The organism is Campylobacter concisus (assembly GCF_902460595.1).
Lineage (GTDB): Bacteria > Campylobacterota > Campylobacteria > Campylobacterales > Campylobacteraceae > Campylobacter_A > Campylobacter_A concisus_BL.
Genome location: NZ_CABPVA010000001.1, coordinates 159,308 through 179,727 on the forward strand (window position 1 = coordinate 159,308; position 20,420 = coordinate 179,727).

At 42.6% G+C, this 20,420-nt stretch carries 25 protein-coding genes; 9 read left to right on the forward strand and 16 right to left on the reverse strand.

What is annotated here, in order from left to right; all coding sequences use genetic code 11:
• The first annotated feature begins 49 nt into the window (after positions 1–49).
• Entirely contained in the window at positions 50–1,615 is a 1,566-nt protein-coding gene (locus F3G86_RS00730) for a flavocytochrome c (RefSeq protein ID WP_149722692.1), read from the forward strand.
• Positions 1,616–1,644: 29 nt separating this feature from the next.
• Here the strand turns inward: F3G86_RS00730 and F3G86_RS00735 are convergent, their stop codons facing one another.
• Both F3G86_RS00735 and F3G86_RS00740 read right to left on the reverse strand, forming a co-directional pair.
• Positions 1,645–1,872: a replication/maintenance protein RepL gene (locus tag F3G86_RS00735; protein ID WP_149722693.1), complete on the reverse strand. Its 228-nt coding sequence runs from the start codon at positions 1,870–1,872 to the stop codon at positions 1,645–1,647.
• A 1-nt stretch (position 1,873) separates the two neighbouring features.
• Positions 1,874–2,239: a diacylglycerol kinase gene (locus F3G86_RS00740; RefSeq protein ID WP_149722694.1), complete on the reverse strand. Its 366-nt coding sequence runs from the start codon at positions 2,237–2,239 to the stop codon at positions 1,874–1,876.
• A gap of 53 nt (positions 2,240–2,292) precedes the next feature.
• Here F3G86_RS00740 and F3G86_RS00745 point away from each other — a divergent pair, with 53 nt between their 5' ends.
• A complete protein-coding gene (locus F3G86_RS00745) occupies positions 2,293–3,051 on the forward strand; it encodes an exodeoxyribonuclease III (protein WP_149722695.1) in 759 nt (252 codons plus the stop codon).
• On the opposite strand, the gene F3G86_RS00750 is transcribed toward F3G86_RS00745, so the two are convergent.
• Entirely contained in the window at positions 3,048–3,605 is a 558-nt protein-coding gene (locus F3G86_RS00750; protein WP_149722696.1) for a manganese efflux pump MntP, read from the reverse strand. The genes F3G86_RS00745 and F3G86_RS00750 overlap by 4 nt on opposite strands.
• Before the next feature lie 109 nt (positions 3,606–3,714).
• Between F3G86_RS00750 and F3G86_RS00755 the strand changes: the two genes are divergently transcribed.
• Together F3G86_RS00755 and F3G86_RS00760 are read left to right on the forward strand one after the other, a co-directional pair.
• The gene (locus tag F3G86_RS00755; RefSeq protein WP_149722697.1) at positions 3,715–4,464 is read left to right on the forward strand and encodes a DUF4197 domain-containing protein; all 750 of its coding nucleotides are present in this window, start codon (positions 3,715–3,717) and stop codon (positions 4,462–4,464) included.
• Entirely contained in the window at positions 4,461–5,339 is an 879-nt protein-coding gene (locus tag F3G86_RS00760; protein WP_149722698.1) for a DMT family transporter, read from the forward strand. The genes F3G86_RS00755 and F3G86_RS00760 overlap by 4 nt, the downstream gene beginning before the upstream one ends.
• Here the strand turns inward: F3G86_RS00760 and F3G86_RS00765 are convergent.
• Entirely contained in the window at positions 5,336–6,061 is a 726-nt protein-coding gene (locus tag F3G86_RS00765) for a class I SAM-dependent methyltransferase (protein ID WP_149722699.1), read from the reverse strand. The genes F3G86_RS00760 and F3G86_RS00765 overlap by 4 nt on opposite strands.
• Positions 6,062–6,106: 45 nt before the next feature.
• Here F3G86_RS00765 and F3G86_RS00770 point away from each other — a divergent pair, with 45 nt between their 5' ends.
• The gene (locus F3G86_RS00770; RefSeq protein ID WP_149722700.1) at positions 6,107–6,499 is read left to right on the forward strand and encodes an acyl-CoA thioesterase; all 393 of its coding nucleotides are present in this window, start codon (positions 6,107–6,109) and stop codon (positions 6,497–6,499) included.
• Here F3G86_RS00770 and F3G86_RS00775 read toward each other — a convergent pair.
• Positions 6,490–6,849 carry a Fur family transcriptional regulator gene (locus F3G86_RS00775; RefSeq protein ID WP_103598258.1) on the reverse strand — a complete coding sequence of 120 codons (360 nt, stop codon included), beginning with the start codon at positions 6,847–6,849 and terminating at the stop codon, positions 6,490–6,492. The genes F3G86_RS00770 and F3G86_RS00775 overlap by 10 nt on opposite strands.
• A 144-nt stretch (positions 6,850–6,993) precedes the next feature.
• Here F3G86_RS00775 and F3G86_RS00780 point away from each other — a divergent pair, with 144 nt between their 5' ends.
• From F3G86_RS00780 to F3G86_RS00795, 4 genes are read left to right on the forward strand one after another with little or no spacing between them, the layout of a single operon-like run.
• A complete protein-coding gene (locus F3G86_RS00780; RefSeq protein WP_149722701.1) occupies positions 6,994–7,926 on the forward strand; it encodes a metal ABC transporter solute-binding protein, Zn/Mn family in 933 nt (310 codons plus the stop codon).
• 2 nt (positions 7,927–7,928) lie between these two features.
• Positions 7,929–9,422 (forward strand): nickel/cobalt transporter, encoded by a 1,494-nt coding sequence (locus tag F3G86_RS00785; protein ID WP_149722702.1) that lies wholly within the window; start codon positions 7,929–7,931, stop codon positions 9,420–9,422.
• Positions 9,419–10,201 (forward strand): metal ABC transporter ATP-binding protein, encoded by a 783-nt coding sequence (locus tag F3G86_RS00790; protein WP_149722703.1) that lies wholly within the window; start codon positions 9,419–9,421, stop codon positions 10,199–10,201. The genes F3G86_RS00785 and F3G86_RS00790 overlap by 4 nt, the downstream gene beginning before the upstream one ends.
• Before the next feature lie 9 nt (positions 10,202–10,210).
• Positions 10,211–11,017 (forward strand): metal ABC transporter permease, encoded by an 807-nt coding sequence (locus tag F3G86_RS00795; protein WP_004317440.1) that lies wholly within the window; start codon positions 10,211–10,213, stop codon positions 11,015–11,017.
• On the opposite strand, the gene F3G86_RS00800 is transcribed toward F3G86_RS00795, so the two are convergent.
• From F3G86_RS00800 to tig, 11 genes are read right to left on the reverse strand one after another with little or no spacing between them, the layout of a single operon-like run.
• A complete protein-coding gene (locus F3G86_RS00800) occupies positions 10,998–12,329 on the reverse strand; it encodes an MATE family efflux transporter (RefSeq protein WP_149722704.1) in 1,332 nt (443 codons plus the stop codon). The two genes, F3G86_RS00795 and F3G86_RS00800, sit on opposite strands and share 20 nt — an antisense overlap.
• A 12-nt stretch (positions 12,330–12,341) precedes the next feature.
• Positions 12,342–12,506 carry a VOC family protein gene (locus F3G86_RS10610; RefSeq protein ID WP_223228522.1) on the reverse strand — a complete coding sequence of 55 codons (165 nt, stop codon included), beginning with the start codon at positions 12,504–12,506 and terminating at the stop codon, positions 12,342–12,344.
• Positions 12,497–12,715 carry a VOC family protein gene (locus F3G86_RS10615; RefSeq protein ID WP_223228523.1) on the reverse strand — a complete coding sequence of 73 codons (219 nt, stop codon included), beginning with the start codon at positions 12,713–12,715 and terminating at the stop codon, positions 12,497–12,499. The genes F3G86_RS10610 and F3G86_RS10615 overlap by 10 nt, the downstream gene beginning before the upstream one ends.
• A gap of 14 nt (positions 12,716–12,729) precedes the next feature.
• Positions 12,730–13,455: a TerC family protein gene (locus F3G86_RS00810; RefSeq protein ID WP_149722705.1), complete on the reverse strand. Its 726-nt coding sequence runs from the start codon at positions 13,453–13,455 to the stop codon at positions 12,730–12,732.
• The gene (gene purN, locus F3G86_RS00815; protein WP_149722706.1) at positions 13,440–14,036 is read right to left on the reverse strand and encodes a phosphoribosylglycinamide formyltransferase; all 597 of its coding nucleotides are present in this window, start codon (positions 14,034–14,036) and stop codon (positions 13,440–13,442) included. Before purN ends, F3G86_RS00810 begins: the two co-directional genes overlap by 16 nt.
• Entirely contained in the window at positions 14,018–15,421 is a 1,404-nt protein-coding gene (locus F3G86_RS00820) for an NAD(P)H-hydrate dehydratase (protein ID WP_149722707.1), read from the reverse strand. The genes purN and F3G86_RS00820 overlap by 19 nt, the downstream gene beginning before the upstream one ends.
• Before the next feature lies 1 nt (position 15,422).
• On the reverse strand, positions 15,423–16,928 hold the full coding sequence (locus F3G86_RS00825; RefSeq protein WP_148787388.1) for a YifB family Mg chelatase-like AAA ATPase: 1,506 nt from the start codon (positions 16,926–16,928) through the stop codon (positions 15,423–15,425).
• A complete protein-coding gene (gene def, locus F3G86_RS00830; RefSeq protein ID WP_148787389.1) occupies positions 16,925–17,443 on the reverse strand; it encodes a peptide deformylase in 519 nt (172 codons plus the stop codon). The genes F3G86_RS00825 and def overlap by 4 nt, the downstream gene beginning before the upstream one ends.
• A 1-nt stretch (position 17,444) precedes the next feature.
• Positions 17,445–18,479, reverse strand: coding sequence for a GGDEF domain-containing protein (locus F3G86_RS00835; RefSeq protein WP_103590873.1), 1,035 nt, complete (start codon positions 18,477–18,479; stop codon positions 17,445–17,447).
• Between the two features lie 8 nt (positions 18,480–18,487).
• Positions 18,488–19,078: an ATP-dependent Clp endopeptidase proteolytic subunit ClpP gene (gene clpP, locus F3G86_RS00840; protein ID WP_004317374.1), complete on the reverse strand. Its 591-nt coding sequence runs from the start codon at positions 19,076–19,078 to the stop codon at positions 18,488–18,490.
• A complete protein-coding gene (gene tig, locus F3G86_RS00845; protein ID WP_148787390.1) occupies positions 19,078–20,409 on the reverse strand; it encodes a trigger factor in 1,332 nt (443 codons plus the stop codon). The genes clpP and tig overlap by 1 nt, the downstream gene beginning before the upstream one ends.
• Positions 20,410–20,420: the final 11 nt, after the last annotated feature.

Here is a 20,420-nt window from a genome sequence, read left to right on the forward strand (position 1 = left end):
AAAAGTCGTATAATCTAGTTAGTGAATATCTTACTTCAAAGGAGAGAGCATGAAAAATTCAGGTTTGTCTAGAAGAGATTTTGTCAAATTTAGCGCTATCGGTGCTACGGCACTAGGCATGGGCGCAACAAATTTAATGGCCACACCAATGGACGCAAAAGATGTCAAATGGGACGAGGAGTATGACGTAGTCATCATCGGCTCAGGTTTTGCAGCTCTTGCAGCTGGTGTTACATCAGCTAAAAAAGGCAACAAAGTTGTCTTGATCGAAAAGATGGGCCGCACAGGTGGCAACTCTGTCATCAATGGCGGAATTTTTGCCGTTCCAAACAGCGACATGCAAAAGAAAGCTGGCATCAAAGATAGCACCGAGCTATTTATCAAAGACTGCTTGAAAGCAGGTCGCGGCATCAACCACGTTGATCTTTTGGCAAAGATCGGCGAGAGAGCGCAAGATGCTTACAAACTCACACTTGATTGTGGTGCAAAATATATCGACCAGATCACTCACGCAGGCGGTCACTCAGTGCCAAGAAGCCTTCAAACAGAGGTCGGCAGCGGCGCTGGCATCGTGCTCCCTATGACTGCGACATTTGAAAAGCTAGAGGGCGCATCGATCAAAAAAAGGACAAAATTTGATGATTTTGTCTTTGACGGCAAGGGCGCAGTTGTGGGCGTCATCGTCAGAGAAAACTACAAATTTGATGGCAATTTGATGAGTGACGATGTCGAAAACAAAGGCGGCGATACAAAATATATAAAAGCCAAAAAAGGCGTCGTACTAGCAGCTGGTGGCTTTTGTAGGGATAAAATTTTTAGACGCCTTCAAGATCCAAGGATCACGCCTGAGACAGACTCGACAAACCAACCAGGCTCAACAGCAGGCGCGCTTCTAGCAGCATTTAGAGCTGGTGCTTATCCAGTTCAACCAAGCTGGATCCAATATGGCCCTTGGGGATGTGCTGATGAGACAGGCTTTGGCGTGGGATCGATGTTTAACGTAAATGGCGCTTTTCCGTTTGGAATTTCAGTCAATCCAAGAACCGGCAAACGCTACATGAATGAGCTTGCAGACCGCAGGACAAGAACAGAAGCGATGTTTAAAGTCATTCATGAAAAAGGTGAAGATGATAAAAACTTCCCTATCAACTTCTGCGACTCAAGAGCCCTTCCTCACATGCTTCCAGCCCACTATGAAAAGGCTATCGCAGCTGGAATTTGCAAGAAATTTGACACACTTGATGCCTTGGCGGCTGAGTATAAGATCCCAGTTGATGAGCTCAAAAAAACAGTCGCAAGATACAACGAATTTGTTAAAAAAGGCGTTGATGAGGACTTTGGTAAGCCAGTTGTTGCGACTACGACAAAGGGCATTGATATCTCAGTTCCGCCGTTTTACGCAGAGCGTGGCACGCCAAAAGTTCACCACACAATGGGTGGCCTAAATATCAACACAAAAGCCCAAGTCATGAACTCTCAAACAGCTATGCCTATACCAAATTTATATGCAGCTGGCGAGATCACAGGTGGCGTTCACGGAGCCAGCCGTCTAGGATCAGTTGCGATAACTGATTGCTTGACATTTGGTATGATCGCTGCTGAGACTATCGGCTAAAAGAAGTAGTGGCAGGCATTTGCTTGCCACTATAAATTTTTAAATCTATAAACCCCGTTTTTTACCCGCTCAAAAATTTTCTTCTCTTCAAGCAGCATAAACGTGCTTATCACGGTTGGTTTGCTAACATTTAGCTTTTCGCAAATTTCTGAAATTTTAAGCACGATAAAGCCATTTTCATCGCTTAGCTCGCAAAGTAAATTTATGATCTCTACCTTTTTCTCGCCAAGAAGCGCCTTGTAAATTTGCTCTTTCACGTTAGCCCCAAATTTTGTAGCACATAGCCACGCACCAAAGCGCGCCACATAAGAAATTTGCGATCATCACAGCCGCACTTCCAGCGTCCTTCGCTGCCTTTGCTAGGGCATGATAGTCCGGGCTTGCAAGATCAGTCACTCGCTCTAGGCTCGAGTTTAGGCACTCGCAAACTAGCACAAATGCCATGCTAAAGATCAAAAATAGGTTAAAAATAAGGTCAAATTTCCAAAAAAATAGTGAGATCGTAGCTACTAAAAATATGTAAATTTCTATGCGAAAGCTCTTTTCATTTTTAAAAATTTCAGCCAAACCCTCTCTTGCGTAGCCAAAATTTTTAAAAAATTTATAAGTTGGCTGGTTTCTCATAACTTTCCTTTTTGTGATTTTTGGCATAATTATAATTAAAAAAAGGATGAAATTTGAAACTTATTAGCTGGAACGTAAATGGGCTGCGCGCAGTCGTGGCAAAAGAGGGCTTTGCTTGGCTCGATGAGGTTAGGCCTGATTTTCTAGGGCTTCAAGAGATCAAGGTCAAAGAGGACGACGTCCCAAAGGAAATTTACAACCTTGGCTTTAAAGATATCAGTGTAAACTCAGGCGCAAGAGCTGGATATTCTGGCGTGATGAGCCTTGCTAAATTTGAAGTGCAAACGCAAAAGGCGGCCTTTTTTGACGACACGGAGGGGCGAGTTTTGGAGCATAGATTTGATGATATAGTGCTTTTTAACATCTACTTTCCAAACGGCCAAAAGGATGACGAGAGGCTAGCTTACAAGATGGACTTTTACGAGAAATTTCTAGCTTACTGCAAAGAGCTTGTAAAAAGCGGCAAAGAGGTGATATTTTGTGGCGATGTAAATACCGCTCACCGCGAGATCGACCTGAAAAATCCAAAGGCAAATGCCAAGACTTCAGGCTTTTTGCCTATCGAGCGAGCGTGGATAGATGAGGTGCTAAAAAGTGGCTTTATAGATACCTTTAGAGCCGTAAATGGCGATGTTGCAGACGCTTACTCGTGGTGGAGCTACCGCTTTAACGCAAGGGCAAAAAACGTCGGCTGGAGGATTGATTATTTCTTCATCTCGCAAGGGCTAAAAGATAGGCTAAAAGACGCCTTCATCTTGCCAGAGATCACTGGCAGCGACCACTGCCCAGTTGGCATAGAGATAGAAATTTAGAGCACGCCCTCTTCTAGCAGGTGGGTGATAAGGATTTTAAAGCCTAGAAATATAAGTATCGCTCCACCTAAAAATAGCGCCTTTTTCTCTAAAATTTCACCCATAAATTTACCGATATAAAAGGCGGCTAGGCTTAGCACAAAGCAGACTATGCCGATGATGAGCGCACTCTCAAATATACTAACCGCTTCAAAGCTAAGCGTAACGCCAACGGCAAGTGCGTCTATGCTCGTGGCAAATGCGCCCACAAAAATGGTCTTAGTATCCATACTTAAGGACTCGCCAGCCTCGCTGCTACAGGCCTCTTTTAGCATTTTAAAGCCAAGAAAACAAAGTATAAAAAATGCGATGAAGTGATCGATAGAGCTTATAAATTTAGCAAAGCTAATGCCTAGAAAATAGCCAAGAAGCGGCATGAGAAACTGAAAAAAGCCAAGCATAAAAGCTATAAATAAAATTTTGCCAAAGCCAAGGCTTTTATACCTTGCGCCGTTTGCCATATTTAGAGCTGCGCTATCCATGCTAAGAGCGAAGCTAAGAAGTAAAAGCTGCATAAATTCCCCTCAAAAAAGGGTGAATTCTAGTGCAAAAATATTAAATTTATTTTAAGCGTTTAGATATTTTTTGTATGATTTTGCTTTAAATTTAAAAAAAGGAGAGAAGATGAAAAGATCTCTTGTTATTCTTTGTGGCGCGCTTGCTTTAAATTTACAAGCCGCAAGCATGGATGATATGATAAATAAAGGTGTGAAAATCGCTACTCACGCATCAAGTGGCGACTATAAAAGCCTAGTTAGTGAGGCGCTAAATGCAGCTGTGAGCGAGCTTTCAAAAGAGGGCTTTATAAACAACGCCACAGCTAAAATCCCACTCCCAAAAAGCCTTGAGATGGCGTCAAATTTAGCCAAAAAAGTGGGCGGTGAGAAGTGGGCGCAAGATCTTAGCAAGTCGATAAACAACGCTGCGACCACGGCCGTGCCAAAGGCTGCTGAAATTTTTAGCGAGAGCATAAAAAATATGAGCGAGGCTGACGTGAAAAAGCTCTTTAATAGCGGCAGCGACAGCGTTACGAAGTATTTGCAACAAAGCTCCAGCCAAAAGCTAAAGGCGGCATTTACACCGATAATTGAGAAAATGATGAGCGATAATAGCTTTGCGACCGCCTATAATGGGCTAAATTCTTTCATCGGTGGCTCGGCAAAAAACAACGAAACGATAAAATCAGTAAAGAGCCTAGCTAAAAATTTAGGCGCAAGCGAGTATGTGCCAGATGATGGCGAGGATCTAAACGCCTATATCACGAGAAAGACGCTAGATGGGCTATTTAACGTGATGAGCGAGAAGGAAAAGGGGCTAAGAAGCGGCTTTAGCCTAGATAGCGGCAAAAAGGTGCTAGACTCGATCTTTAAATGAGAAATTTAAGCGCTCAAAACAAAGCCGACATCGCTCTTATCGTAGTTGCTATCGTTTGGGGCGCTACGTTTTTACCCATGGCAAACGCGCTAAAGACAAATGGCGTCTTTGTCATGCTCTTTTGCCGGTTTTTTCTCTCGGCTATCTTTATGGGCTTTGTCGCGCTTAAATTTACTAAGAAATTTGACAAAAATAGCGTCATCTACGGCGTTATCCTTGGAGCGGTGCTCTTTTTGTCATTTGCCACGCAGACTTACGCTCTAAAGCTCACATTTAGCTCGAGTGTCGCCTTTATCACGGGGCTTGAGTGCGTGATAGTCCCTTTTATGGCGGCTATCTTTTTTAAAAATAAGATAAGCATTTTTGCCATTTTGGGCGCTATGATTGCTATTTTTGGGCTTTGGCTCTTAAGTGGCGCCACGCTAGCACTTGGGAGCGGAGAGGCACTAGCGCTTGTTTGCGCGATATTTTACGCACTTTATACTACGCTAAATGGCCACTTTGTAAGAAAGAGCGAGCTTTATTTGCTTGTCTTTGTGGTCTTTCTCACAAATGCCCTGCTTTCGCTTGTTTTTGCGCTTTTTCAAGGCAGTATCGTGCCAAATTTTGATAGGGAATTTTTCATAGCGATATTTATCACAACGGTGATTGGCACCATATTTTGCTACTTTGTGCAAACTATCGCTCAAAGATATACGACCGCTAGCAAGGCGGCCTTGTTTTTTTGCCTAGAGCCAGTCTCTGCTGGGCTAATAGGCTACTTTTTTGCAGGCGAGCTACTCAGCATCTGGCAAATTTTTGGAGCTATGCTCATCATCTTTGGCGTCATTTTTAGCGAATTTGGCAAGCAAATTTGCTCTAAATTTAAGCTCTAAAAGACAAAAAGCTTCATTTGCGAGTCTATCTTTTCATCTATAAACTCGCCCTCAAATCTCTCTTTTAACATCGCTAAAACCGTCTTTTCATCGTAGTTTTTAGCTCCGTTTATTTCAAGGTGCCAGCAGATATTTTCAGCTGCCTCTTGCACGCTTCGTCTAGCGATCCTAGTCTCATTTAAAATTTGACTCTTAAAAGCGATGCCTTGCTTATTTAGCCACGCTTCGAGCCTATCTACGACGTTTTTTTGAGAGAGCACGCGGCCAAATTTTTCAAAAAATGGCTCAAGTAGATCAGAGCTTCTAGGCTTATCCCAGCCAAGATAGAGCTTTTGCTTGGCGCAGTTTTGAAATTTCGCAAAGTCCTCGTCGCTTGCAATGGCTGGGCTCATCGTGCAAATGGCGATATCAAAGCGCCTTGCTGGCTTAAATTCTCTCCACGAGCAAACCTCGCTGGTTAAATTTGTCACGCCAAATCTCTTTGCGTCCTCGTTTAAAATTTCTATCATCTTTTCTGAGCTATCGATGCCAGTTATATGCTTAGCCGTTTTTGATAAAAATATGCTCCAAACGCCCGTACCACAGCCAATATCAAGGATATCTTTGCCACTAAAATCAACTCCCCAAGCCAAGGCTTTACCAAAAATTTGCTGCTGTATAGTGCTGATCTTGCCGTCAAATCTTTGGTAGTTTGACGCCTTTTTATCCCATAAATTTTGCATAGTAGCTCCTCTTTTTGGTTATAATTTTAGCAAAAAAGGCTAAAAATGAGAGATTTTATATATCGCGTCACCATCCCGCCACAAGCCATAGATATGCACGGACACATGAATAATGTCTATTATTTCACGCTTATGCAAGAGGCCGCATTTGCCCACTCTGCCGCAGTTGGCGACACGGTCGAGGCGCAGTATAAAAGGGGTGAAATTTGGCTCATTAGAAAAAATGAAGCAAAATATATAAAGAGCGCAAAGCTGATGGATAAGATAGAAATTCACACCTACACGCAGGCCGATGGCAAGGCCACTTCGAGCAGATATTTTGAGTTTAAAAAAGATGGCGAGCTAATAGCAACTGGCAAGACGGAGTTTGTCTATATCAATCTAAAGACAAACCGCCCAAAAGCGATCCCAGCACAGATCATCGCGCTTTACTCGTGACCACATTCGTCGCAAACGCCCTTTATCACGGCGCTTTTTATATTTTTGGCGACGTTTAGGCGGGGCATATCGATGTTTGTTACTTTGTGGCAGACGTCGCAGATGAAGTAGGCTTTGGCTTCGTTTGCCAGCTCGTAGTAGCTCTTGTGGTTGTTTTCGGTTTTTATCACGAGATTTTCTTTTTCGAAAATTTCCATACTTCTATAAAAAGTAGTCTTGTTTGCGTCAAGAATTTGCAAAATTTCATCATAGCTTAGCGGCGCCTTGGCGTTTTGCAAAATTTCAACAAGCTTTATGCGAAGCGTCGTAGCCTTGATATTGTGCTCTTCTAAGAAATTTCTCGCATTCATCTTTGCCCTTTTTATTTTGCGTATATTAACGCTAAAAGATTTAAACTATATTTAAAAGAAAAGGCTAAATTTAGGCATTTGCTTTTTAAGTTGCAACCAAGTTGCATTTTGCTAAACTTCGCAATTATTTTTAAAGGAGAGATAATGAGAAAAATTATCGTTTTTTTAGCTGTTTGTGCTTTGTCTCTTTTTGCAAAGCCGGTTGTGACTACTAGCATACTGCCAACGAAATTTTTTGTCGAGCAGATCGCTGGAGATACGCTAGATGTAAATGCGATGGTTGGCAAAGGCGCTGATCCGCACACCTATGAGCCAAAGCCAAAGCAGATGAAGGAGCTTGAAAAGAGCGAGCTTTACTTTGCTATCGGCATCGAGTTTGAGGACGCGTGGCTTGATCGCTTCTCAAAGACGTTTAAAAATTTACGCATCGTAAAGACGCAAGAAGGTATCGAAAAGATCGCTATGAGCGAGGAGCATGAACATGAAGAGCACCACGAGCATAAACACGAGGGTGAGCATAAGCACGAGCACCACGACCATGACGCTCACAAACACCATGACCACGAGGGCGAGCACCATCATCACCACCATGACGGCCTTGACCCACACATCTGGCTTGACCCTATCTTAGTAAAAACACAAGCTGATAACATCGCAAAGGCGCTAATAGAGAAATTCCCGCAAAATGCAAAGCTTTATGAGGAGAATTTGGCTAAATTTAAGGCTAGCCTTGACGAGCTTGATGGCTTTATCAAAAACGAGCTAAAAGATGTCAAAACTCGCGAATTTATCGTATATCACCCATCTTGGGGCTACTTTGCAAAGCGCTATGATTTAGAGCAAATCGCCATCGAGATAGAGGGCAAAGAGCCAAAGCCAGCTGAGCTAAAAGAGCTTATAGAAGAAGCCAAAGAGCACGGCGTAAAGGTCATTTTCGTGGCTCCGCAGTTTCCAACAAAGGCTGCAAATTTGATCGCAAAAGAGACTGGCTCAAAGGTCGTCATGATAGACCAACTGCCTGAAAACTGGCTAGCCGAGATGAAAAAAACGGCTGAAATTTTCGCAAAAAGTCTATAAAAATGTTAGCACGCCTGATCGTCATTTGCCTACTAGCGATAAATGCTTTCGGGTGTGCTCTATGCTCGCTTTATAGCCCAACAGCTCACGTTAGCGCGAAATTTGTCGCACATGAAAATAATATCACGCAGATAGCCTTTACTTGGACCTTTTCGCAAAATTTCTCAGACCTGATGAAGCAAAATTTTGACCTAAATCAAGATGAAAAGATAGATGATAAAGAGCTTAGAAAGATCCGCTTAAATTTACTAGACTACCTCGTGCCAAGGCACTATCTAACGGACATTGAGTACTATTACAAGGACGAAAACGCCACTAAAATAGAGCCAAATTTAAATAATTACAAGCTCTATTTTGACGAGGGCAGGCTTAAATTTGACGTGAGTTTTAAGACAAATTTAGTGATCGCTGACGGACTTGTCGTGTCGGTTGATATGGAGGACAAGGAGGGCTATTTTAACTTCAAATTTACGCAAAATAACGCATTTTTGGTGGGTAAGAGCTTCTGGGCGATACCAAATTCAAACTCAAATTTGATATTTTTTACATTTTCAAGCAAAGAAGCAGCCAAAGCTCACAACGAGAAGCCAGCGCTTAAAGAGCTGCTAAAAGAGCCAGTAGTAGGCGCGAGCGATGAGAATTTAAGCCAGATAGATAAGATCGATGAGGCGAAATTTGACATCGTCTCAAAAACTAGCCTAAGCTTGCTTGATAGGCTAAAGCAAATTTTAAGAAGCGTGGATTACAAAAGTCCGCTTGCGCTGCTATTTTTGGCATTTATCTCATTTGGCTATGGCTTCTTGCATGCTGCTGGAGCAGGCCATGGCAAGGTGCTAACAAGCTCATATTTTGCCGCAACTGGTGGCAGCTACAAAAGGGCGTTTTTATTTGCCTTAAAGATCGGCTTTTTGCACGTCGTGGGCGCATTTGTCTTTGTCTTTGCTAGTTTTTTACTGCTTCGTGAAGTAAGCAGTGACCTCACAAGAGACACTGCTAGTATAACGACTGCGTTTTCTGGAGTTGTGATCTTTTTTGTAGCGATATTTATGCTCGTTAAAAAGATCAAATTTTACCTTTCAAACAAAAATGAGACTAAATTTTATATTTTTAGATCAAATTTAAGCCAAAATTTGAGTAAAAATACAAAATTTAAAAGTGAATGTGGCTGTCAAATTTGCTCAACCAAAAAGCCAAAGAGCAAAGAGGAGTGGCTAGTAGCGGCCGCTGCGGCTCTTGTGCCCTGTCCAGGCACGATCTTAGTCTTTGTGCTGGCAAATGAGATAGGTAGCTACTTTGCAGGCGTGATAAGTGGCGTATTTATGGCGCTTGGCATGAGTGTGGTGATATTTGTAGCGGCAGTTTTTGGCTCAAAGATCAGCACGAACATTAAGCTAAAAAAGTTTAAAATCTACGCAGAATTTGCAGCCCTTGGCATCATGCTTTGGCTTGGACTTTTCATTTTTGTCACGACATTTACGCAAAAGAGTCTGTTTTGAAAGATATTATAAAAATTAGAAATTTAAACTTTAGCTACGATAAACAAGTCGTTTTAGAAGGTATTAATTTAGAGTATAGTAGCGACGAGTTTTTAGCGATAATCGGTCCAAATGGCGGGGGCAAAAGCACACTTTTAAAGCTTATTTTAGGCCTACTTAAGCCTCAAAGTGGCGAGATCAAGCTCTTTGGTAAAGAGCCAAGCGAGGTAAGTAAATTTATAGGCTATGTGCCGCAAAATTTCTTATCAAATCAAAGCTTTCCGATGATGGTTTTAGAAGTTGTTTTAATGGGGCTAATCGATAAAAAAATCTTTGGCTTTTACTCAAAAGATGAGAAAGCCCTAGCGCTAAGTGCCCTTGAGAAGGTTGGTATGAGGGAGTTTGCAAACGCGAGGATCGGCGAGCTAAGTGGCGGTCAAAGGCAGCGCGTCTATATCGCTAGAGCGCTTTGCGCAAACGCAAAAGTGCTCATCTTAGATGAGCCAACAGCCAGCATCGACACGAAAGGGCAGGCTGAAATTTATGAAATTTTAAAGGGCATAAACACAAATGGCGTAGGCGTAGTTTTAGTCAGTCACGACCTAAATATCGTGCTAAATTACGCTACAAAGATCGCTTACGTGAGTAAAAATTTACACATTCACAAAACGCATGAAAATCTTGCAAAGAGGGAATTTATCGAGCATTTAGCTAGAACGCATAGCCATTTTTGTGATGTCGAGATCGCACTTGGCGAGTGCGGTTGTGAAAAAACAAAGAGCAATGTTTTTAAATTTTAAAGAGAGAAAATGAGTGAAATTTTAGAGTTAAATTTTATGCAAAATGCCTTTATTGCGGGCATTTTAGTAAGCATAATATGCGGCATGATAGGCTCGCTTGTGGTAATAAATAAGATGACTTTCATCGCTGGAGGTATCGCACACGGCGCGTATGGCGGCATAGGGCTTGCATTTTTCTTCTCGCTCGAGCCGCTTTTTGGTGCGAGCATATTTTCGCTATTTTTAGCACTCATCATCGCCACGATCACGCTAAAAGATAAGACAAACATCGACTCTGTAATAGGCGCTATCTGGGCGATTGGCATGGCTATTGGTATCATTTTCATCGATCTAACGCCTGGCTATAACGCCGATCTTATGAGCTATCTTTTTGGCTCGATCCTTGCAGTTAGCGGCACAGATATCATCTTTATGAGCGTTTTAGACCTCTTGTTTTTGGCTCTTATCGCACTTTTTTACCGCCAGTTTGTGGCGATCAGCTTTGATGCGGAGTTTGCAAAACTTCGCGGGGTAAATACGACATTTTTTCACTATCTGCTAGTTTGTATGATGGCGCTTTGCGTGGTGGCTACGATACGCGTGGTGGGGCTAATACTTGTCATCGCACTACTTACCATACCGCCTTATATAGCGCAAATTTTTGCTAAAAGACTAGGGCTAATGATGCTAATCTCAACTATTTTTTCTATCATCTTTTGCTTTATTGGTCTTGTGATCAGCTTTTATTTTAATCTCACAGGCGGAGCTAGCATCATCTTAGTCGCCTCACTTTGCTTTTTTGCGTTTAGCTTTAAATTTAAAAGCTTGCGCTCGTAGCTCTTTTTAACCTAAAAAGCGTCCAAGCCAAAAAGCAAATCGCCGTAAAATAGACGCTAAAAAAGAGCGCTAACCACATAAATTTGATCTCAAGTCCTAGCCAAAAGACCACCACGTAAAAGAGCGAGCATTGAAGCACGAGCTGTCTAAAGCCATTTAGCAAAAAGATCGCCACTGGGCGTTTTATCGCTTGTAGCGTGCTGCCTGAGATGTTTATCGTGCCGTAAGCCATGTAGGCAAGTGAGTTGATGCCAAGGTAGAGCTTTGCCACTTCTAGCACGGCTGGCGTGCCATCAAAGAGCTTGATCGCGCTCTCGCCAAAAAGCCTGATGAAGATGTAGGCAAAGGCGCAGTAGCCAAGCAAGAAAAGAAGCGATAGTTTGTAGCACTGCAATGCTCTTTGAAAGCTCTTAGCGCCGTAATTTCTTGAGATGATACTAAGCACTCCTGCTGCCATGCCTATGGTTGGAAGCACTAAAATTTGCTCGATCCTTAAGGCTATGCCATAACCTGCCACTGCATTGACGCCGTAAAAACTCACAAATTTTAAAAGCACGAGCGAGCCAAGCGACATTGAGAGGTAGTTTAGACAAGCTGGCAAAGCTTGCTTTAGTATCTTTGCCCAGATGGTTAAATTTGGCACAAAATAGCCTAAATTTCTGGGCTCTATCATCTTGCTTTTTCTAACTTTAAAAAAGAGATAGATCATGCCTAAAAACTGCACGCTAGCCGTTGCTAGTGCAAGACCCTTTACTCCAAGCGCAAAGATAAAAGCAAAAAGATAGCAAAAAAATGCGTTGATAAAAAGGCCACAAAATAGCCAGTTGCGGTAGCTTTTAGTATCGCCAAGTGCGACAAGTATGCCATTAAGCGACTTTATAAGCAAGAAAAATGGAGCTGCAAGAAAGATGACGCCAGCGTAGTCAAGTGCTTCATTGATGTAGTGATGATCAGCGCCTAAAAGAATTAGTAAATTTGGTGCTAGCAAGTAGCCACATAGCCCCATAAATAGGGCGAAAAGAAGCACAAAAATGATGCCATTTGCCGCATAAAGTTTAGCCATTTTTGGTTTGTTTGCGCCAAGGCTGTTGCCTATTAGTGCGGTGAGTGCCGAGCCAAAGCCAAGCCCAATACCAACGACACTTAGATAGAGCAAAAAGCTCATTGCCATGCCAGCAACTGCAAGGGTTGAAATTTTAGCGGCGAAAAATGTGCCAGTGACGTTGTAAAGTGTGTTAAACATCATGCCCACGCCAGCTGGTAGCGAGAGCGAGATGATTAGTTTATTTAGCGGGTCTTTTAGTAGGTCCAAGCTGCCTTCTTGTTAAATTTCATCTTGGCTAAGCTCTATTAAATTTTTGTCATAAATATATAAACTCTTCATTGCTCCAAGCGCTCCGTTTCGCCTAGCGACGTCAAGCTCGGGCTTTATACCTTTTGTAAGAAGCTCCAAGCGCACGTCCTCTATGTCATTTTTAGCTAAAAACATATATCAGCGCTACCCTTTATTGGATGCTTTGCCGCAGGTAAAAACTCGCCCTCAAATCTATGTAAATTTATCTTTTGTGAGCCAAAATTTAGGCTAATGTGACCGTCTTTCTGAGCTGGTCGCATGCCTAAAATGTCGCAGTAAAATTTAAGCGTCTCTTTAACGTCGCTTACGACTATAACGATGTGATCTAAATTTTTTATCTGCATTTTGGCTCACATTTTTATTTTTGATCTCTTAATGCCCTTTTTCTAGCGTAGATATTTAGGCACTCAACCGCTAGCGAGAAGCCCATCGCAAAGTAGATGTAGCCTTTTGGCACATGCACGCCAAAGCCATCAAGCACGAGCGCAAAGCCAACAAGCACCAAAAATGCAAGTGCGAGCATTTTTATGGTTGGGTTGTTATCGACAAATTCTGAGATCGCCTTTGAAGCAAACATCATCACGCCAACTGCGATGATGACGGCAAGTATCATGATATCGATGTGCTGAGCCATGCCAACTGCGGTGATAACGCTATCAAGCGAAAAGACTATGTCTAAAATGCCTATCTCAAGGATAGTCGCAAAAAATCCTGGATGAGACTTGCTCTCGTGAGCCTCTTCATGCTTGCCAGTAACGTTTGCATGGATCTCCATTGATGATTTTACTATCAAAAATAGACCGCCTATTATGAGCACTAGATCGCGTCCAGTGATGCTAAGCTCGCCTATGCTAAAGAGCGGCTTTGTAAGCTTCATGATCCAAAATAGCGAAAGTAGCAGGATGATCCTAGTGATCATCGCAAAGCCAAGCCCTAAAATGCGGCCTTTGCCCCTTTGCTCTGGTGGCAGTTTGCCTACTAAAATAGCGATAAATATGATGTTATCTATGCCTAAAACTATCTCCAAGCCAGTTAGCGTAAGTAGCGATATCCACGCCTCTGGCGAACTCAACCATTCAAACATTTAACTTCCTTTGTTAAAATTTTTATTATGCTTTGGGGCAAAATTTCATGCTCTATGGCGTGAATTTTAGCCTCCCACTCATCTAAACTCATGCCGTCCTCTCGCTCAAACGCCCTTTGCGCGATCAGTTTGCCCCCGTCAAGCTCCTCACTCACGTAATGCACGCTCACACCGCCTATCATCATGTCGCTCTCAAAGCTCTCCTTTATCGCATGCGCGCCCTTAAAAAGCGGCAGGATAGATGGGTGAAGGTTTATGGCTTTTATCTGCGCCGTAAAAACTGGCGTTAGTATCCTCATAAAGCCTGCAAGCACCGTTAGATCGGCCCCACTTTTTAAAATTTGCTCCACCAAAACAGCGTCAAATTCCTCACGATTTTTAAATTTAGCGCTCTCTATTATCGTCGTCTCAAGTCCAAATTTCTTAGCTCGCTCGATGCCAAATGCACCTGGCTTGTTGCAGATACAAAGGCAAACTTCGATCTTTATGCCGTTAAAAATTTGATTATGAACTTTTTTAAGTATCGCTTCTAAATTTGAGCCACTGCCGCTAAAAAGCACGGCTATCTTTTTCGTAAGCATTTTACTCCTTTGATGATGTCTGTTGGCTCGAGCGCGTAGCTGCTTTTGTCAAAATTTCTAAGGCTAAGCGCATGAGCTAAAGTGGCTGAGATGGCAGCATTTAGTGGCTCGTAGCCTTGAGCCAAAAGTGCTAGCACAAGGCCGCTTAGCACGTCGCCGCTACCGCCTTTTGCAAGCGCGCTTTTACCATAAGGCATGACGTAAATTTGCCCATCTTTGGCGATTATGGTGTTTGCCCCTTTTAGCACAAGAACGGCATTAAATTTCTCGCTCCAAGCCCTCGCGTAAGCGTATCTGTTTTCTTGCAAAGTTTGCACATCTATATCGGCTATTTTGCAAATTTTTAAAAGCGAGCAAAACTCCTTTGGATGAGGTGTCAAGACGCAGTTTTCGCTTAGCAGCTCAAGCACTTTTTGGCTGTAAAAGATATCAGCGTCAAGCACGAGCTTTTTGTCTTTTAAATTTTGCGCCTCAAGCTCTTCTACGCCCCTTTTGCCAAGCCCCATACCAAGGGCTCCAGCGTTCATTTTTTCGCTTATCTTGCTAGCTTGCATGATATGCGTTGGTAAATTTAAACCCTGCTCGCCTATCACGCTAACTAGCCCAGCCCCAAAGGCAAATGCCGCCTTTGCACAAAGCTTGCTAGCCCCTATGTGCTCGCCAGATATGATAAATGCGTGGCCAAAGTCGCCCTTATTTACGCACTGATTTTTTCTATTTGGAAGCATGAGGTCGCGTTTTTCAAGCAGGTGATATTCGCTTTCGCACTCGTAGTTTTGCGCGTTTATGCCAAGTGTGGCGAGTTTTATCTTGCCCACGTAGTCCTTTGCTGCGTCACTATAAAGAGCTAGCTTTCTAGCTCCCATCGTGATAGTAGCGTCTGCTTTTACGCAAGCGCCAAGCACCTTGCCCTCGCTACTTAGTCCGCTTGGCACGTCGCAAGCGATGATGTAAGCATGGCTAGCGTTTATTTTTGAGATTAATTCTATGTGCTTTTCGTCTAAATTTCTATTTAGCCCTGAGCCAAAAAGCCCGTCTATGACGCATTTTGCGCTATTTAAGCTATTTTCTATATCTTTGCTCTCTCGCACGCCAGCAAATTTAGCCCTTTCAAGCTGCTTGGTGGCTAGTGGCTTTAAATTTTTACTAGCTAGGATAAATTCACATTCAAACTCGCCCTCTAGCATTCTTAAAGCACAAAGCACGTCAGCGCCGTTGTTTCCGCCACCGCAAATGCCAAGCACTCTCTCGCCTTTTTTAAATTTCTTACGGATAAAATTTGCTATGCATGCGGCTGCATTTTCCATTAAAAGCTCTTCGCTAAGGTCAAATTTCTCGCCTGCTCGCTCGTCCAAAACTCTCGTGTCTAAATATAAATTTTTCATTCTATGCCCTAAAACTAAGCGCCTCTAGGATGTGGGGCTTTAAAATTTGCTCGCTCTCATCAAGATCGGCGATGCTTCTAGCCACTCTAAGCGTCCTTTTTATGCCCCTTTGAGAGAGGTTATACTTCGTGGCGGCCTTTTGCAAAATTTCACTCGCCTCGGCGTTTAAAGTGCAAAATTTAGCCACCTGCGCGTCATTTAGCTTGCCATTTAGCTCATCTTGACCACGCTTTTTTTGAAAGATAAAGGCTTTTAAAACCATCTCGCTCATCTGCTGTGAGCTTAAACTTGCTTTGTCGCTTGGCGAGCTCTCATCCATCGCGACTTTTAAGTCTATGCGGTCAAGCACTGGGGCTGAAATTTTGGCTTTGTAGTTTTTTATCTCATTTTCGCTGCATTTGCAGTTTAGGTTGCGGGAGAATAAATTTCCACAAGGGCAGGGATTTTGAGCGGCCACGAAGATAAATTTAGTCTCGTAAGTCACTTTTGAATTTACCCTTGCGATGTGGATTTGATTGTCCTCAAGCGGCTCTCTAAGGCTTTCTATCACCTGTTTAGCAAAGTGTGGGAACTCGTCAAAAAATAGCACTCCGCCATTTGCAAGTGCGATCTCGCCGATCTTTGCGACGTTTGAGCCTCCGCCAAAGATCGAACTTTTAGTAGAGGTGTGATGAGGCGAGCGAAAGGCTCTAGTGCTTGTAAATTCGCTATCTTGCAGGTTTAGCGAGCGATAGGCGGCGGACTTTAGCACCTCTTCTAGGCTTTGTGGTGCCATGATATAGACGAGGCGTTTTGCGCACATGCTCTTTCCGCTGCCTGGGCTGCCTTCAAATAAGATATTGTGCATGCCAACGGCTGCGATGACGCAGGCTCTTTTGGCTCTGTCTTGACCCAAAACGTCCTTAAAATCAAGCTCGAAGTTTAAATTTGGAACATATCTTTTGCCGCCAACTTCTATCACATTTGAAAATAGCTCGTGCGTGGCGCTAAAGTGCGTGCTTTTAGCAAATTCTGCGTCGCTAAAAAACTTGATCGCCTCCTCTAGCGTGCTAACGCCATAAACCTCTAAATTTGGGATCATAGAAGCTTTGGCGGCTATCTCACTTGGTACTAAAATTTTTGCATTTTGCACCTGCGTGCTTAAAAAAAGTAGGATCGAAAATAAATTTGCTGTGCTTTTTACGCTCCCGTCTAATCCAAGCTCGCCAAAAACAAAAATTTTCTCTAAGCTTTTTGCCTTTTGAAGGGCGATGAGAAGGGCTATGCTTAGATCAAAGTGTGAGCCACTTTTTGGTAGGTCTGAGGGGGATAAATTTATGGTTATTTTCTGAGCTGGAAAGGCAAAGTCAAGCGCTAAAAGTGCTGCCTTTACACGCTCTGTGCTCTCTTTAATACTGGTGCTTGCAAGGCCCACGATGCTAAAGCCAGGAAGCCCACGAGAAAAGATCGACTCAACATCAATGATCTTTAGTCCATCGCCGTAAGTAGCACATTTTAGGGACTTCATGATGTCTTTTCTTTTTTTTGCTTTTTGTATTCCTTGTCGAATTTTTTGCGTTTGTTAAAGCCTATTTTTTCTATAAAAAGATGTCCGTCTAGGTGGTCATTTTCATGCTGGATAGCGATCGCTAGTAGCCCGTCAGTTTTTAATGTCTGCTCTTTACCAAAGCGGTCTTGAAATTTGATAGCAACTACCTCACTTCTTTTAACGTCCTCGTAGTAGCCAGGCACGCTAAGGCAGCCCTCTTGATAGACGCACTCGCCTTCACGTAGTTCAAATTCAGGATTTATGATCTCAAGCAGCTCAGCCTTGTCTTGCACGCCCTCTTCGTTGGCTAAATTTATGATGAAAATTCTCTTTGCAACGCCTATTTGTATGGCCGCAAGACCGATGCCTTCTTTTGCGATCATCGTCTCATACATATCATCAAGAAGTTTGTGAAGCTTCTCATCGAAAACCTCAACCTCTTTTGAAATTTCATAAAGCTTTTTATTTGGATAGGATAAAACTTCTAGGATCAAACTAATTCTCTGCTTTCTCGTCTAAAAATAGTGGCTCATTTAGGTCTTGGTTGGTCTCTAGCTTGTCAAGTGCGTGTGAGAGCAGCTCTTCTGTGCTCTTTGTCTTTGAGATCATGCTTGAGACGATCTGCACATCTAGTTTGCACTCTTCGTTGTCGATCTTCCATGGCATAGATGAGAGCATGTTTAAAATTCTCGCGCACGCTTGCTTTGTGCCGTTTTCGTCGGTGTATTTCATCACCATAGCAAAGCAGCCATCGCCGTAGTGTGCGACTATATCGCTTCTACGTGAAGTTCTTAAAAGAAGCTGTGACATGCTTTTAAACATATTGTTTCGCTCTTTTAAATTTTTAACTCGGTTTGCAAATTTGTCTTTTATCTTAACTAGTAAAAATGAGGCATTGTAGCCGTAGCGCCTAACAGACTCGATCTCGCTGCTTATGGTAGCTACTAGAAATTTCTTGTTATAGACCTCGTATGTTGTGTCGTAGATCGACTGCTCTTCGATCGCCTTAAACATCTTGCCGACCTCTTCGTAGCTCATTTTGATGACGTCAAGATGCTTATCCATGAGGTCGTTTAGCTTGATGAGGTCTTGGTTAAAGGCGCTTAAAACGTTTTGGAGCGCAAGGACATTTGTGTTGTTTTTAAGACCATCCATACGCTTTTGCACTAGGCTTCTCATAACGCCTAAATTTTTATAGATGAGCACGACTGCTTGAAGCATGCTCTTTATCTGGATAAAGCCTTGTTTTACCTCTTTTTCGATAGAGATGTTGCCGTTTGTTGGCACTGAGCTTTCAGAATTTGCCACGATGATATCGCCGATCTCTTTTCTAAACTCATCTGACTGCCCATCAAGCATCTTTTCAAAGTAGATAGAGTAGTTTGTCGGCGTAGATGGGACGTTGTCGTCACTTAGTTCGTGCAAAACGTCCTCTGAAAATTTATAGATATTTACCTTTTCTTTTTTGACAGCCGGTTTTGCTTCGGCTGCTTTTCTTTTTGGATCTGGTGCGTTATCTATCTTTATCACTTTGGGCCTTATTTAAAACTTTTCTCCAAAATTTTATCGACAAGTCCGTACTCTTTAGCCTCTGCTGAGCTCATAAAGAAGTCGCGCTCAGTATCTTTTACGATCTTGCTTAGCTTTTGGCCTGTATTTTTTGCCAAAATTCCATTTAAAATTTCTTTCAAACGTAAAATTTCACGAGCTTGTATCTCGATATCAGTCGCTTGTCCTCTAGCACCGCCAAGTGGTTGGTGTATCATGATACGAGAATTTGGCAGCGCATATCTCTTGCCAGGTGCGCCACAGCTTAGTAAAAATGCACCCATACTAGCGGCCTGACCGATGCAGATAGTGCAAACATCTGGCTTTATGTAGTTCATCGTGTCATAGATACTAAAGCCACTTGTTATCACGCCGCCTGGTGAGTTTATATAAAGGTAGATATCTTTATCTGGATCCTCAGCCTCTAAAAATAGCAGCTGAGCGACGATAGAAGCAGCCATGCCGTCCTCTATCTCGCCACTTAGCATAACGATCCTGTCTTTTAAAAGACGGGAATATATATCATAGCTTCGCTCACCTCTGCTAGTTCTTTCAACTACGACAGGAACGTAATAGCTCATTACTCAGCCTTCTCTTTTTTGCTTGCTTTTTTCTCGTCTTTTTCTTTGTTGAAAAGCTCGCTAAATAGCTTCTCTTCGATCATCGACATCTTTATAGCTGGGAGCATGCCTTGGTTGCGGTACATCTCAAGGTGTGCTTTTGGATCTTGGCCGCTTCTATATGCCTCAAAATAGATCGCTTGAACGACCTCTTGATCGCTCACTTTCACGCCTCTTACGCGAGCTAGCTCATCAATGATGAAAGTTAGGCGAACGCTATTTTCAGCGTCTTTTCTATACTCGTCACGTTTTTTAGCTAGAGCGTCTTTGTCCTCTCTAAATTTCTTCATATCGTCTGGAGTAAATGAGCTCCATGCGTTTCTAAACTGCATATCGATCTCTTGCTCGACGATATTTTTTGGCACGTCAAATTTAAATTTCTCAACTGCAGCTTCAGCAAATTTTGGTTTTAGCTCTTCGTTTATAAGTTTATAAATTTTCTCTTGGCGAATTTGCTCTTTTATGCGCTCTTCAAGTAGCTCTTCAGTTGGTTTTTCTTCGTTTGGAAGGATAGTTTTTAGCATCTCTTCGTCTAGTTTTTCAGGGATCTTTCTCTCTTGAATTTCATGAAGTTTGACTTTAAAAACAGCGTCTTTGCCAGCTAAATGTGCAGCGCCATAGTTTTCTGGGAATTTAACCTCGATATCTTTTTCACCGCCAGCTTTTATGCCTACCATGCCATCTTCAAAGCCTGGGATGAATTGGTTTGATCCGATCTCAAGCACGTAGTTTTCAGCCTTGCCACCTTCAAATGCAACGCCATCAACAAAGCCTTCAAAGTCAAATTTAGCAAAATCGCCAACTTTTAGGCCTCTTTTACCCTCTACTTTTTCAAGTGGGGCTATCATTTTTAAAAGCTCAGTTTTCTTCTCATCGATATCTTTTTTCAAAACGCGTGGGTTTGAAAACTCAGGTATCAAGCTCTCATAGCCGCTCACATCGACACTTGGCTTAAACGAAACTGTTAGCTCAACGTCGATCTTGTCATCTTTTCTGTCAAATTTTGAAACGATAGGCTCGCCGATAAGGTCGTCATTTTTCTTGCCTGCTTTTTTGATAGCCTCTTCGACTACATCTCTTAAGACATCTTGCTCAGCGTCGTTTGTTAGCTCTTTCTCGTAGCGTTTTAGCACGACAGCAACTGGCACATGGCCTTGTCTAAAGCCATCTACTTTCATAGTTTTTGCTGCTTTTTTTGCTAGTTTTTCTACGCTAGACTTTATAGCATCTGCACTTACAGTTGTGCTAGCTAGGGTATTTACGCTATCTAGAGCTTTGATTTTGATTTCCATCGAATTCCTTT